Below are 14313 nucleotides of genomic sequence, written 5' to 3' on the forward strand. Positions count from 1 at the left end.
GCCGGATTCCGCGCGGCGATTCCGCTTATCTGTGTTGGACTGCGTTCAGCCTTCCGCATCGTCCTCATCCCGCTCATTTGCTCCGTTTTTCGCCGGCTGGCCGTTCCGGTTGCGGAAATCCTTCGAATGCAGCCCGTGCTTTTTCAGCAGCATCTGCAGGTGCGAACGGTTCATATCGATGCGTCGCGCGAGTTCGGCGACCGTCCCGCTCACCTCGCGCAAGCCGCGTTCGAGAAATGCTTTCTCCGCGTCGTCGCTGGCGGCCCGCTTCGCGTCGCTCAACGACATCAGATTCGCGACGCTGATCGGCTGCTCGCCGCTCGCCGATATGCCTTGCGCTGCACCCGCCACGCCGGCCGCATTCGGCCGGATATCGAGCGGCAAATGCTCGATGTCGGCCATCTCGCCGGCCAGACACGAGATCCGGTACATCACGTTACGCAATTCGCGGATATTGCCCGGATACGCATAGGCAAGCAGAAAATCGCGCAATCGCGGCGTCAATCTGACCGGCCGCCGTTTCAGCGTGCCGGCCGCCTCGTCGCCGAACCATGCGATCAGCAGCGGAATCTCGTCGCGGCGCTCGCGCAGCGGCGGCAGCGTCACGTGAATCACACTGAGCCGGTAAAACAGGTCTTCGCGGAATTTGCCCTCTTCGCTAAGCTGGCGCAGATTGCGATTGGTCGCCGCGACGATGCGCGTATCGACCGCGATCATTTCATCCGAGCCGACCCGCTGAATTTCGTGCGATTCGAGCACCCGCAGCAGTTTCACCTGCCCCGCGAGCGGCAATTCGCCGATTTCGTCGAGAAAGATCGTGCCGGTGTGCGCGCTTTCGAACTTGCCTTTCCGATCGTTCGACGCGCCGGTGAACGCCCCTTTGCGGTGCCCGAATAGTTCGGATTCCAGCAGATTGTCCGGAATCGCGCCGCAGTTCACCGAAATAAACGGCTTGTCCGCGCGCGCGCCGTTCGCGTGAATCACCTTGGCCATCAACTCCTTGCCCGTGCCGCTCTCGCCGTCGATCAATACCGGTAGATCGGTGGGCGCGGCTTTCTCGGCGATTTCGAGCGATTCGAGCAGACGCGGATTGTCGCCGAAGGTCCCCTCGAAAATGAAACTGCGATCGAGCAGCGCCTTGCGGCGCGCGCCGCGCGATTGACCGGCCGCGTCCTGCGGTTCGGCCGCGCTCGCCGCCTGCACGAAGCGCTCCTTGTGCGACAACTGCATCACCTCGTCGCGCAACGACGTGGCCTGCCTGAGCAGCTTGTCGATATCGGCGCGTTCGAGCCGCGACGACCAGCGCAGCGTCGAACGCAAAATCTCGATCCGCTCGATCAGCCCCGCGTAGGAAATCGCGGGACTCGCCTCTTCCGTCTGGTCGAGTATCTTCATCATGATGCGCTCAACTGTTTCTGCACCAGCTGGTAGTACATGCCGCCGCGCTGGATCAGTTCTTCATGGCGACCCTGTTCGACGATCGCGCCTTCGTACAGCACCAGAATCTTGTCCGCGCGCATGATCGTGCTGAGCCGGTGCGCGATGATCACCGCGGTGCGGCCCTTCAGGATGTCGTGCATGTTGCCGAGAATATTGCTCTCCGACTGCGAATCGAGTGCCGAGGTGGCTTCGTCGAACACCAGCAGGCGCGGATCGTGGTACAGCGCCCGCGCAATGCACAGCCGCTGGATCTGACCGCCCGACAAACCGATCCCGCGCTCGCCGACAATCTGTTCGTAGCCGAGCGGCATCTTGCTGATAAAGCCGTGCGCATCGGCCATCTTCGCGACTTCCTCGATGCGTCTTCGTTCGGGCGCGTCGTCGCCGCTCGCGATGTTCTCGGCAATCGTGCCGGAAAACAGCAGATTGCTTTGCATCACATAACCGATCTGCGAGCGGAAATAGGCCTTGTCGACCACGCCGACGTCGTAGCCGTCGATCGTCATCTTGCCTTCGCTCGGCTGATAAAAGCCGACCAGCAGTTTCGCGAGCGTGGTCTTGCCCGACCCGCTGCGCCCGACGATCGCAACCAGTTCGCCCGGTTTGATCTCGAAGCTGATGTTCTCCAGCACATAGGCGGAATCGTCTTCGCCGTAGCGAAAATACACACCCTGCAAACTGATCTCGCCTTGCAGTTCCGGCAGCATCACGCGCGACGGCAAATCCTGCGGCCGCTGCTCCGGCTCGATATCGAGCACGTCGCCGAGCCGTTCCATCGCGACGCCCGCATCGTTCAGCATGCTCCACAGGCCGACCAGCCCCATCAGCGGCGACAACACGCTGCCCATGAACGCATTGAACGCGATCAACTGGCCGATCGTCAGTTCGCGCGCGAGCACCAGATTCGCGCCGACCCACAGAATCGCAATCGTGGTCGCCGCATTGAGCAACTGGCTGCCGAAGCCGACCAGAATATTGAATGCGTGCGCGCGGTACTGCAGTTCGAGTGCTTTCGCGTATTTCTTCTCCCAGCGCAAACGCACCGGCCGTTCGATCCCCATCCCCTTGACGGTTTCGACGCCGGACAGCGCTTCCATCAGAAACGACTTCGCCTCGGTCGACGCGGTGAACACCTCGCGCGCATAACCCTTGATGCGCGGCGTCGCGATCACGGTCAGCGCCATGATCGGCACCACGAACGCGATCAGTACCAGCGTCATCTTCACGTTGTAGACGAACATGATCGTGAAGTAGATGAACACCATCAGCAGATTCAGCGCAGTGGTCACCGTCGATTCGGTCAGGAACGCGCGGATCGTCTGGTTCTCCTGAAAGCGCGCGAAGATGTCGCCGGTCTTGCGCTTCGCGAAGAACGAGAACGGCAGCGACAACGTATGCCTGAAGAACTGCGACATCATCGCGAAGTCCATGTTGCGCACCATGAAGTTCGCGAGGTACGCGCGAATCGTCGACATCAGCTGCGAGAACAGGTTCGAGATGATCAGGCCTCCTATCAGCAGATGCAGCAGACTGACGTTCTGATGCACGATCACGCCGTCGAGAATGTTCTGGATGATCAGCGGCGGAATCACGCCGAGTACCTGAATCACGAAGGTCGCGAGAAACAGGTAGCCGAGTATCTTGCGATACGGCTTCAGATAACCGATAAAGCGAATCCACGGCGAACGCGACGCCGAGATCTGCAATAGCTGCGCGCCGCCGGTGAATAGCAGACAGGTGCCGCTCCAGCCGCGCTCGAAATCTTCTACGCTCAGCTTTCTGAAACCGAGCGCCGGATCGGCGAGCCACACGTAGTCTTTCGAGAGCCCATACACCACTACATAGTGGTAGCCCTCCCAATGCACGATGAACGGCAGATCGAAGCCGCGCAGCGAATCGAACGTGCATTGCACGCCGCGCGTCGTGAAGCCGAGCGACTCGCCGGCGCGCGCGAGGCTGTCGAGCGTCGCGCCCTGGGTCGTCACGTTCGCGAGTTCGCGCAGCTTGCCGAGCGTCATCGGAATTCCGTAGTGACGGCAGATCATTGCCAGACACGCGGCGCCGCAGTCCATTTCCTCGGCCTGCTCGACCAGCGCGAACCGCTTGATGATCTTTTCGCCGAGTTCCGGCTTGCTGTGCAAGTCGAGCATCAACGGCAGCTTGCGCCGCTGTTCGACGCGCTTCTGGCGCTGCAATTCGCGGTCGCCGTAGCGAATCCGCTCGTCGAGTACTTCGCGCAGTTTCGGATTGCGCTCCAGAATAAAATGAACGGTGCGCTCGGGAATCACCAATAGGCGCGTGTCGGTGGTCGCCACCGCCGACGCCATCTGCTCCTGGCGCATCAGGCAGGCCTTTTCGCCGAAGATCTCGCCTTCGCCGAGTGTCGCGAGCGTGTAGTCGCGCCCTTCCTCATGCCGCACGATCCGCACCTGGCCTTGCCGCACGACATAGAGCCGGCGGTCGTCGCGGCCGTCCTGCTTGAGAATCTCCTTGCCCGCGGCGACCCGTTTCGCGCCGACGCTGCGCACATACTCTTCGAGTTCCGCCTTGTTCAGCTTGCCGCGCAAATCGAATAGTTGCGCAACGAAGCCGCCCGCCGAATTGATCGCGACATAACTGGCGACGAACGTCAGCGCGGCGGGGTTGGCCGCCATCACCGGTTCGAGCGCGGCGCGCGGAATGAACAGCAATTCGGTTTTCGCCGACGCGCGCACCGACGCTTCATGCACATACGTGCGCAGCATCGCGATGTCGGCGAAGATCTCGCCCGACTTGCGCACCCCCATGCTGGTTTCCTTGCCGTGCTCCTCGGTGAAGATCCGCACCGAGCCGGAGCGGATCACATACAGGCCGTCGGCCACGTCACCGGCCGAGCACACCGTCTCGCCGAACGTATAGAAACGCTGCTGCGCGGATTCGGCGAGCCGCTCGATCTCGTCGCGCGAGAACGGCGACAGGATCTCCACCGTCGCGAGAAACTCGGCGGTGGACGGTGCGGAAGGCGCGGTCTGGGGAGCGTCCATGAGTCGGCGAACCTGGTTCGGGCGAGCGCGTCAGCGCGCTTCGATCACGTGTTCCTGCGCGCGGGCCATCAACCAGCCTTCGCGCAGCAGACGGCGAATCTCGGTCGCGACATCCGCGTCGAGCGTGGCCGGATATTTGGCGGTCACCGCGAAGATCTCGAAGCACGAGCGATCCTCGGACGGAAACGGCCCGAGCAGATCGCCAACCGCCGCATTGAAAATCTTCGCCTCGATATCGGGTTTCAGCGAGCCGCGCAGCACTTTGCCGATCACGCCGCCGGATTCGCGCGTATCGGCAATCGAATGCTCGCGCGCCATCTCGGCGAACGCCTCCGGATCGTCGCGCAGATACGAGATCATTTCCTTCGCCTTGCCGTCGCTGTCCAGCACGATATGACTCACCTCGATCGCATCGAATTTCGGCGAATTGAGCGCGAAGTAATCGCGGATCGCCGCATCGTTGCCGATTTCGTCGAGCATCTTCTCCTGATACAGACCATCGGTAATGAACACTTCGAATTCGTCGAGGCTCACATGCAGCGCGTCGAGATAGTTATTCATATCCGCCGCGCGATGCAGTCCGCGCACGCGCCGGAACTGATCGGCGCGATTCTGGATTTCGTCGGCGCTCACCGCCACGCCTTGCTTTTTCGCCGCATGCACGGTCAGCTTGTCGCGCACGATCTGCTCGATCAGGCTTTCGAACTGGCCGGTCAGTTTCAGAAGACGAATGAACTCGGCGACGTCCACGACTTCGTCATCGATTCGCACTATCGCGGTCATTTGATTCGCTCCTTTGCTTGGGTTTTGTCGATCTATCGCGCTTAACCGGCCACCTGCCTGAACGGATCGAGACCGAGATCGATCAGGCGCCGCTCGCGCACCACGATTTCCGCACTGGCCGTCATCCCGTAACGCAATGGATAACGCGTGCCGCCTACCTGGTAATAGTCTTTGTCCAGCATCACGCGGCCTTCGTAGACCGGTTGCTTGTCGAGCACTGAAGGCTTGGTCGCCGGCGAGATCGACGCGAGCGTGCCGCTGATCAGCCCGTAGCGCTGGTACGGAAACGCGTTGAACTTCATTTTCACGGCCTGGCCTTCGTGCAGGAACGCGCGGTCGTGTTCGGCGATCTCGATCTTCAGAATCGGCTTCGCGTCTTTCGGCGCAATGCCGCCGAGCGGCGCATTCGCCTGAATCTTGTCGCCGCGCTGCGTCGACGTCACATCGGTAATCACGCCGGAGACCGGCGCGAGAATCAGCAGGAAGTTGTCCTTGTCGATGTTCTCGAAACGTACGCGCGCGGCCGCGTCCGCTTCCAGACGCGCGCTTTGCAGCTGCACGCGCAGCTTGTCTTCCGCGACGGTCGCGTCGCGTATCGCCGTGTCGTACTGCAATTGCAGGTCGGTACTTTGCTGCCCGCTGGTCGCCAGTTGCGCATTGGCCTGCGCGTATTCGTGGCTCAGACGGAAATCGAGTTCCGCGAGTTTCGATTGCGCGACCCGGTACGCGTTATCCGCTTCGAGCGCGGCCGTGCGTTTCTGTTCGACCTGCAATTCGGCGATCCCGCCGCCGCCCGGCTGCGCGAATAACTGCGAATAGCGTTCGAGTTCCTGGCGCGCCGCCTCGCGCGTGCGCCGTGCGTTATCGAGCGAGCTGCGCGCTTCGTCGAGTTCCGCTTTCTGCCCTTCGGCCAGTTTCGTCGTGCCTTCCGATACGCGGTTCTGGTGCAGTTTCTCCTCGACGTCGAGTTGGGCTTTCAGCGCCGCGGCCTTACGCTCCAGCAATGCCTTCTTCTGCGGAAACTGCTTCCATTCGCGCTCGGCGTCTTCGAGTTTCAATTGCGCCTGCAACGCATTGCTGGCCGCTTCGATTGCACCGCGCGCATTGAGCCGTGCCAGCACGTCGCCTTTCGACACCGGCTGTCCTTCGGCGATATACACGTCCGCGAGTTCGCCGTCGATCGGCGCATAAATGCGCCGCACTTCGGAGTCCGGCGACAACGTACCGGGCGCGCTGACAATCACGTCCGCGCGGCCGACGAACGACCACAGCAAGCCCGCGACCACCAGCGCGACCATCGCCCAGATCAGCGCGCGCGCAATCCGCACCGGCTCCGAGGTGAGAATCGCGATGCCTTCGACGCTGTGATCTTCGAGCGCCTCCGACAACGGTCTAGGGTGCGGGTCGCGTTTCACTCTGATCGCCTCCAATCAGCGCGAGCTTTGCTTTCAGCAGCCCGGGGTCCAGTACCATCCGCAACTCGGTCAGCGAGCGGCGCTGCAAATCCGCTTCGGCGTCGATATCCGCGAGCAGACGATCGAAGTCGGCCGGATGATCGGCCTTCAGTTGCGTGTAGATGCGCATTCCCTGGTGCGCCGCGGCCTGCGCATCCGACAGCAGTCGCGCCTGATTGCGAAAGCCCGCCGAGATGCCCGCTTCGAGCCGCTGCGTGCCGCCGATCGGCCCGGCCCCGCGATACGCTTTCCACAGGTTCTGCGCGCGCACCAGCAGATCCTGCGCGCGGGCGAGCGCCTTGTCGTGCAGCGCGGCGACATCTTTCTGGATCGCCTGCACGAACCACGCGTCCGCTTGCGGGTCGAGACTCGCGTAGAACGACAGCAGCCGCTGATCGTAATCCTTGCCGCCGCGGGTCTTTTGCAAGTCGGTGTATTGATCGGCGAGCGTTTTCTTGTGCGCGGCCTGCGCGGCCAGAACATCCGACCACGGACTCGCCGGCATCGACTGCAAATCGCTCAGCGCGTGCTGCATGTCGCCGCGCTGCCATTCGGCGTCCACCGCATTCTCACGTTCGACGATCGCCGCCGACGGCAGACGCGTGGCCGCGAGCTGCTGATACTGCGCCTGAAACGGCGGGGTGCTGAAACGCGCGGTTTTCATCATCGTCAGCAGCGAGATCAACTGACGGGCGAGCGCCGCGTTCAGCAACGCGGTGTACTGGCGCAAATCCTCGCGCACCCGGTCGAGTCCCGCGAGCCGCGGATAACGCTGCGCATAGTCGTCGAGTATTTGCGGCAGCGCATCGGGTTTGTCGTGCGCGAGTTCGGCGCGAATCACGCCGTTGAGCCGCTCGATCGCGGCGACGTACACCGAATCGTCGCTTTCGAGCTTGCGCAGATGACTGAGCGCCTGCGCGTACGGCTCCGCGAACACCGGCACATAGCCGGCGATGCGATCGAGCGCGCGCTGATGCGTGCGCGGATCGTCGTCCCAGCGTTGCAGCAGATTGCTGATCGTCGACTCGTCCTGGTACATGCGGATCGGCGCGTCGACGCCGCCGCGCGCCGCGACGAAGCGTTCGAGATCGCCGACCCACTGCAATTCACCGAGCAATGCGCCGGCATCCGCGTTATCGGCGCTCAACGACTTCATATCTTTCAGCAGCGCGTCGGCCTGATCGAATTGCGCTTTTCCCAGCGCATTGAGCCAGCCCGGAAGTTTCTCCTTCAACAATGCTTCGCTCGCCAGCGCGCGGATTTTCGTGTCGGCCGGATGACTCGCGAAATAAGCGCGCGCGGCCGTGACCGCGCTGCTGTAATCGCCGCTTGCCAGCAAATTGCGCAATTCGCGCTCCGATGCGCCGTGCAGATACAAACCGACGCCGAGCGCCAACGCGATCGCGACCGCGACGCCGCCGCCGGCCGCCGCGCGCCGCACGTTGATGCGCTCGCCGTCCGCGAGTGCCTTGTGCAATTCGCCGGCGAGAAGACGCCAGCGGCGCGGTTGGCGGGCCGCCGCGTGCTTACCGCCTGCACCACCTGCACCGCCTGCGCCGCTTTTGCCATGCGCCGCGCCAGTGCCGCTGCCGTTGGCGGAATTCGCATCGTTCGCGCCCGCGCCGCGCGCCGTGCTATTCGCAGCCGCGCCGCCGCCTTCACGCTTCGCGCGCGCGGACGCCGGTTGCGCGGCTTCGTTCACTTCGTCCTCGCGCTGCACGGCCGGATCGACGCAAAAGATCTCGAGGAACGAATGCGCGGCGCCGACGAACGTGGTTTTGTCCGCATCGGCGGCATGCTCGGCGGCGGCATTGAGGGCGAGTTGGGTCACGGTGGGTTCGACGTCGGACGAGTTTTGTAGCGACACCCTGTAGACGAAGTGATCGCCGCCAAATGCAACGACGTCGCCGTCGGCGAGTACCTGTGCCGATTCGTCGAGCCGTCTGCCGTTCACGAACGTGCCGTTGGTGCTGCCGAGATCTTCGACGTATAGCTCGCCGCCTTTCAGAAACAGATGCGCGTGGCGCCGTGAAATGTAATTGACCTGGTGCGGATAACGGTCTTTATAGCGCGCGAACACCTCGTCTGTTTTGCTGACCAGAAACGGCAATGCGAGCACGTCGAGCGGCTGCAAACCGAGGTCGTCGCGCTGCGGCACCAGCAGCAGATGCGGCGCGGCCGGCGTACCCGCATTCGCGACGATCCGCGCGCGCGGTTCGAGCGCAACCCGATAGCACAGGTCGCCGCCGAAACACAGTTCGTCGCCCGCGCGGACCCGTGCCGGCGTTTGCCGTACCGCGACGCCATTCACCGACGTGCCGTTCTTGCTGCCGAGATCGGCGACGTACACCGCGCCGTGCTCGACGAACACGCGCGCATGCCGGCGCGACAGAGCGGCGGTCCATTGCGGCGGATAGTCGTTGAACGGGGCTTCGCTGCGGCCGATCGCGAACAGACTGTCGACGATCCGGATCGCGTCGAGCGCGGGGCGCTGCGCGGACGCACGCGGCGTCAACACCACGTCGAACGCAGCGTCCTCTGTCGCGCGCATCTCAGCAATCGGGGCTTCGCCGGCGGCCATTTTCTCTGGATCACTAATCGTTTACCCGACACGGCGAGAGCGCGGCGGAAACGGCACGAAGAACTACGGCGCAAAGATGTGGTTGTATAGAGCCGCGTGAACGCTGACCCCTAAACGATTGTAAGTCACGCATGGCGAGAGTCAATTTCGATATCGTCGGTTGATAAACATGCGGATAAGTCGTCAACAGCCGAAATACCCGCGTTGCACGCCAACTCGCGGATTAGCTCAATGCTTCGTTACTTTTCTTTAGCCTGCGCCTGCACGTCGACACTCGGCCAGCCGCCGCCGAGCGCCTTATAAAGCAGTACCGTGTCGGACAGAATCAGCTGGTGGTTTTCCAGCAACTGCTGCTGCGCGCCGAGCAAAGTGCGCTCGTCCTCGAACACCTCCAATTGCGACACCACGCCGAGCCGCAATTGCGACTGGATCTGCGCGGCGACGATCTGCAGCCGCGCCACCTGCTGCTGCAATTCGACCCGCTGCGCCTTATGCGCGCTCAGATTGACGAGTGCGTTTTCGACTTCCTCGAACGCGCCCATCACCGCCACCCGGTACTGCTGTTCGGCGACTTTGGTCTGCGCCTGCGTCACCTTGATATGCGCGCGCACATTCGGATCGAACAATGGGAAGTTGATACTCGGCATCAGGCCGAACGTGAACGATTTCAGCAACTGATTAAGCGCGACACTCGCGGTGCCGCCTTGCGCGGTGAGGCCGATACTCGGCAATTGCGCGAGCTTGGCCTGACCGACGAGGTCGTACGCTTCCAGCACGCGGAATTCGGCGGCCACCAGATCGGGGCGCCGCGACAACAATTGCGCGGGCAGACCGTCCGGCACGTCGGGCAATTTCACCCGTTCCTGCAAATGCCCTTGCGGTACTTCGAATTCGCCGGCCGGCACGCCGAGCAATGTACACAGCGCGTTATTCGCGACCGCGCGCGAGCGGCGCAGTTCGAACAGGTCGTGAGTCAGCCGGTTGATTTCGGCCTGCTGCCGCAGCACCTGGGTTTGCGGCGCCACGCCGTTGCGCGCCTGGCCCTGGTAGATCGTGAGGATCTGCTGATTGGTCCCGAGCGTCTTTTGCTGCTGCGCGATCTGATCGTCGAATTGCAGGATCTGGAAATAGGTACTGGACACGTTCGCGACCAGTTCGAGATAGCCGGCCCGCCAGTCGGCTTCGCTCGCGTGGAATTCGGCCTTTTGTGCCTGCACGCCCTTCTCGACCTTGCCCCAGATATCGATGTCCCAATTCACCTGCGCCGCGAGGTTGTAAGTCTTCGAAAACGGCTGGCCGCTCGTCGCGGTGTAATCGACGCCGGCACCGAGGTTGACGGTCGGCAATTTGCCGGCCTGCGCCTCGCTGATCTGCGTGCGTGCGACGTCGATCCGCGCGGCCAGCACCTGAATGTCGAAGTTGCCGGCAATTGCCTTGTCGATCAGCGTGTTCAGATAAGGATCCTGAAAGCCTTTCCACCAGTCGGCCTCGATCGTTTGCGCCGCGTTGACCGGCGCGCCCTTGTGATCCGTCCATGCGGTCTTGGCCGGCGTGTCCGGCCGCTGATACGCGGGCATGCTGATGTCGACGCACGCACCCAGCGAAAGCGCGCAGACCGTCACCGCGCAGGCGGCGCGCAACGCGTGCAACACGCGCGGCAGGGGTGACGAATCGGGCGATGAATCAGGCAACGCTGACACGATGTTCTCCAATTGCACTCAACCGCTGCGCGGGCAAAGCGTCGCTTCGGGCCGTGCCGCGGCCGCGCGGCTTCGGTGCTGAAGCGGCGCTGGAGTCGGGGCGGAGGTCGGCTGAAACGTGAAGGCGCGAAAGCGCGAGGGGTGCGTGGACAGGACGATTGAACGGAAGTTCTTTTTTAGCGGCCCGCCGGTTGCGGGCCCGGCCCGCGCGAGTGGTCGACTCGCGCGGGCGCTGCGGCGCTCAGTGCTGATCGATGTTATTGCTCGAATAGATGGCCGGGTTGATGTTGGTCGTCGTGCCGTAGGTCAGTGCCGAGTCGTTGCCGTTCGCGCTCTGGATGTTCATCGCCGTGTTGATCATCTGCGTCGCGGTGAGGGTCTTGCTGTTGTTCGGCGCGCATACGGGCGCATAGGTGTAGGAGAAGGACGGCATCGGATAGCAGTAAGCGTTGCCGCCGCGCACGGCGCTCATCGCCTTGCTGTCGAGTTGTTCGGTGTTGGACAGGTCCTTGATCATCAGCGTGTTCATGGCAAATCTCCGGGAAAAGGAAAGCGCATCGGATTGCGTTGGGGTTCGAGCAACTTGTCTGCTCGGACGCTACTGACGCATAGGCTATGCCAGTTGTGCGCCGTCTTTCCTATCCTTTCGTGAACACCTTATGTGGAGGGACTTCCAGCAATGACTTCGATTTTTTACTGGCCGGCTTTACGCGGATAACGACCATTGAATGGTGGCTTGCCGCCAACACCGTATCGCGCATTGTCGGCTTCGCGGCGACAGCCTTTCAGCGCGCAATTACCGTAATCTTTTTCGAGTACACCGGGGGCGTATGCGGCACATGCATGTCGTCGCCCATCAGCAATTGCAGCGTGTGCTTGCCGGGCGGCAACTGAATCATCGTTTCGGTTTCACCCGCGCCGAAATGCAGGTGATGCCGGTCCGACGGAATTTCCTGATCGAGCGGCGGCAGGTCGGTATCGATCAGTAAATGATGGTGGCCGGTATTCGGGTACTTCACCCCTTTCGGCGCGACGCCCATGAAACGCAGCCCGAACCAGACCCGGAACGGTTTGTTGGCGGGGACCACCTGACCGTCGTTCGGATAGCCGATATACGCATAAGCGCCGGCCGGCGACGGCGCGCCGGCCCATGCGGGCGCGGGCAACGCCGCCGCCGCGCAGGCCGCCGCGACGACCAGCACAGCCGCAATGATCCTGTTCATGAGCTTTCTCCGTTGCGGCTAGTCTTTCACCACGGTGATCGTGATCTTCTTCGAATACACCGGCGGCACGTGCGGCACGTGATTGTGATCGCCGAGAATCAGCTGCAGTGTGTGCTTGCCGGGCGGCAATTCGATCCGCGCGTCGGTTTCGCCGGCGCCGAAATGCAGATGCTGACGGTCCGACGGAATCTCCTGATCGAGCGCCGGCAGGTCGGTGTCGATCAGCAGATGATGGTGGCCGGTATTGGGCACCGCGACGCCTTTCGGACACACGCCCATATTGCGCAGTCCCATGCGTACCCACAGCTTGCCGCCGTGGATCACCGCGCCGTCGGACGGCCAGATGATGTACTCCTCGGCGCCCGGCGGCGACGCGGTCTGCTCCGCACGCGCGGTGCCGGCGGCGCCCACGCCGAGGCCGGCGCATAGCGCGACGACGGTTGCGCAAAGCGCCGCGCGCCAGCGCACAGTGCGCGCCTGCGCGGTATTCAGGCTGCCGAAAAGGAGAGGAACTCGGGTTCTTCGCATAGCGCATTCTCCCGTTGAGGAGGCATGGCTGGGCCCGGCTGTCGATGGCCTTCCGGGTGTTCGGGCGGCGGCTCGCGCGTGTCGCTCGGCGCACCGTCGCCTGGTTATAAACGACCGTATGGCGGACTTTGTGAATCAGCTTAGGTCGTAACTTGCCAAAAAGATATGCAATGCTCGTTAACCGTATGACGCGTTAAGGACTCCCGCGCAGTTATGCCGCCGGGCGCGTGCTATCGTTAATGAAAGGTTGCGGGTGGATGGCCGGTCACGACATCGACATTTCGCTTGCGGCAGCCGGCGAATTGCGCGGGCAGCGTGGTCCTCGAATGCCTGAATTGTGTCCGCTGCGAACAGCATACGAACAAGGATACGAAGATGTGGCGACGATTCCTGCTGATATGCGTGGTTGGCGCGATCGCAATGCAGTCGGGCAACGCCGGGGCCGCTGCGGACAGGCTGGCGAGTACTTCCGGATTCGCACCGCACGCGCCGCAACGGTTCTCGCCATTTGCTTCATTACACGCCGACACGCAGTCCCGCCGCGTCGCGCTGGTGATCGGCAATGGCGAGTATGGCGACTCCGGCGTTACTGCACCGGTCCTCGCTAATGCGCCGCGCGATGCGCTGGCGATGCGCGACGCGCTGCGCGCGCGTGGTTTCGACGTGATCGTCCGCACCAATGCAACGCCGCCGCAAATGCGCGCGGCTCTCGCTGAATTTCAGCGCCGTTTGCAAACGGCCGATATCGGGCTGTTTTATTTCGCCGGACACGGAATGCAGATCGGCCCGCGAACACTGCTGGTGCCCGCGCAACCTGATACGCGAGCCGTCATCAGTTCGACACCCGTGTCGCGACTCGACAGCGCTGTCGATCTGCACGCGGTTTTGCAGGCAATGGAATCGCGTCGTGACAAACGTTTCGATCTCGTGATTCTCGACACGTGCCTGAACAATCCCTTTACACCCGCCGCCGCGCGAATCGACAGCACGGCGTTGCCGGCCAATACCATGATTGCCTATGCGACAACGGCCGGCGGTTTCGCGGCGGACGGCGCGCAGCACGGCGCGTACACCGGTGCGTGGCTGCATGCGCTGAACGATGCGCGCGCGTCTTCCGAGCCGCTGACCGCGTTGTTCGAGCGCGTCGCCGGCGAAGTTCGCGACGCGACCGGTGGCGCTCAGCAACCGTGGCTCGCCGCGCGGGGCTCTTCCGTTTCAGTCGCAAGCACCGCCGACACACCGAACGACGCGACAACCGCGCATCAACCGCTCACGCTGCGCAGTCGCGGCATTCTGCCGAAAGACAGCAGCGAACAATACGAAATCACGTTCTGGGAGTCGATCAAGGACAGCAACTACCCGGGCGATTACGAGGCCTATCTGAAGGCCTATCCGAATGGCCGCTTCGCGCCGCTCGCGCATGCGCGGATCGATCGGTTGCGGGCGGCGGCCGCTTCCAATCCGGCTGCAAACGCACCGCCCGCCGCGCCGGCCGCGCATGCTCCGCAGACGCAAACGCAGACCCCGCCGCCTGCGCCGGCGCAGGCCGCTCGTCCCGCCGCGCCGGCGAATGCCCCCGCG

At 62.9% G+C, this 14313-nt stretch carries 10 protein-coding genes; 1 reads left to right on the forward strand and 9 read right to left on the reverse strand.

All coding sequences use genetic code 11. From position 1 onward, the window contains the following. Positions 1-45 precede the first annotated feature (45 nt). The 9 genes from BTH42_RS28975 to BTH42_RS29015 form a co-directional block, all read right to left on the reverse strand. Complete coding sequence (locus BTH42_RS28975; RefSeq protein WP_075304618.1) at positions 46-1398, reverse strand: sigma-54-dependent Fis family transcriptional regulator; 1353 nt, start codon at positions 1396-1398, stop codon at positions 46-48. Continuing rightward, entirely contained in the window at positions 1395-4463 is a 3069-nt protein-coding gene (locus BTH42_RS28980) for a peptidase domain-containing ABC transporter (protein ID WP_075304619.1), read from the reverse strand. The genes BTH42_RS28975 and BTH42_RS28980 overlap by 4 nt, the downstream gene beginning before the upstream one ends. A 30-nt stretch (positions 4464-4493) precedes the next feature. Further along, positions 4494-5246: a peptidylprolyl isomerase gene (locus tag BTH42_RS28985; RefSeq protein WP_075304620.1), complete on the reverse strand. Its 753-nt coding sequence runs from the start codon at positions 5244-5246 to the stop codon at positions 4494-4496. Positions 5247-5287: 41 nt separating this feature from the next. Further along, the gene (locus BTH42_RS28990; protein WP_075304621.1) at positions 5288-6661 is read right to left on the reverse strand and encodes an HlyD family efflux transporter periplasmic adaptor subunit; all 1374 of its coding nucleotides are present in this window, start codon (positions 6659-6661) and stop codon (positions 5288-5290) included. Further along, positions 6639-9281, reverse strand: a complete 2643-nt coding sequence (locus tag BTH42_RS28995) for an FHA domain-containing protein (protein ID WP_075304622.1) — start codon at positions 9279-9281, stop codon at positions 6639-6641. Before BTH42_RS28995 ends, BTH42_RS28990 begins: the two co-directional genes overlap by 23 nt. A 239-nt stretch (positions 9282-9520) precedes the next feature. Next, positions 9521-10981, reverse strand: coding sequence for an efflux transporter outer membrane subunit (locus BTH42_RS29000; RefSeq protein WP_083654968.1), 1461 nt, complete (start codon positions 10979-10981; stop codon positions 9521-9523). Positions 10982-11222: 241 nt separating this feature from the next. Beyond that, positions 11223-11510 (reverse strand): hypothetical protein, encoded by a 288-nt coding sequence (locus tag BTH42_RS29005; protein ID WP_075304624.1) that lies wholly within the window; start codon positions 11508-11510, stop codon positions 11223-11225. 256 nt (positions 11511-11766) lie between these two features. Next, entirely contained in the window at positions 11767-12204 is a 438-nt protein-coding gene (locus BTH42_RS29010) for a DUF4399 domain-containing protein (RefSeq protein WP_075304625.1), read from the reverse strand. An 18-nt stretch (positions 12205-12222) separates the two neighbouring features. Then, positions 12223-12732, reverse strand: a complete 510-nt coding sequence (locus BTH42_RS29015; RefSeq protein WP_075304626.1) for a DUF4399 domain-containing protein — start codon at positions 12730-12732, stop codon at positions 12223-12225. A gap of 375 nt (positions 12733-13107) precedes the next feature. On the opposite strand from BTH42_RS29015, the gene BTH42_RS29020 reads away from it, so the two are divergent. Then, a partial coding sequence (locus tag BTH42_RS29020; protein WP_143752247.1) for a caspase family protein occupies positions 13108-14313 on the forward strand: 1206 nt, incomplete at its 3' end.

Source organism: Burkholderia sp. SRS-W-2-2016, assembly GCF_001931485.1.
GTDB lineage: Bacteria > Pseudomonadota > Gammaproteobacteria > Burkholderiales > Burkholderiaceae > Paraburkholderia.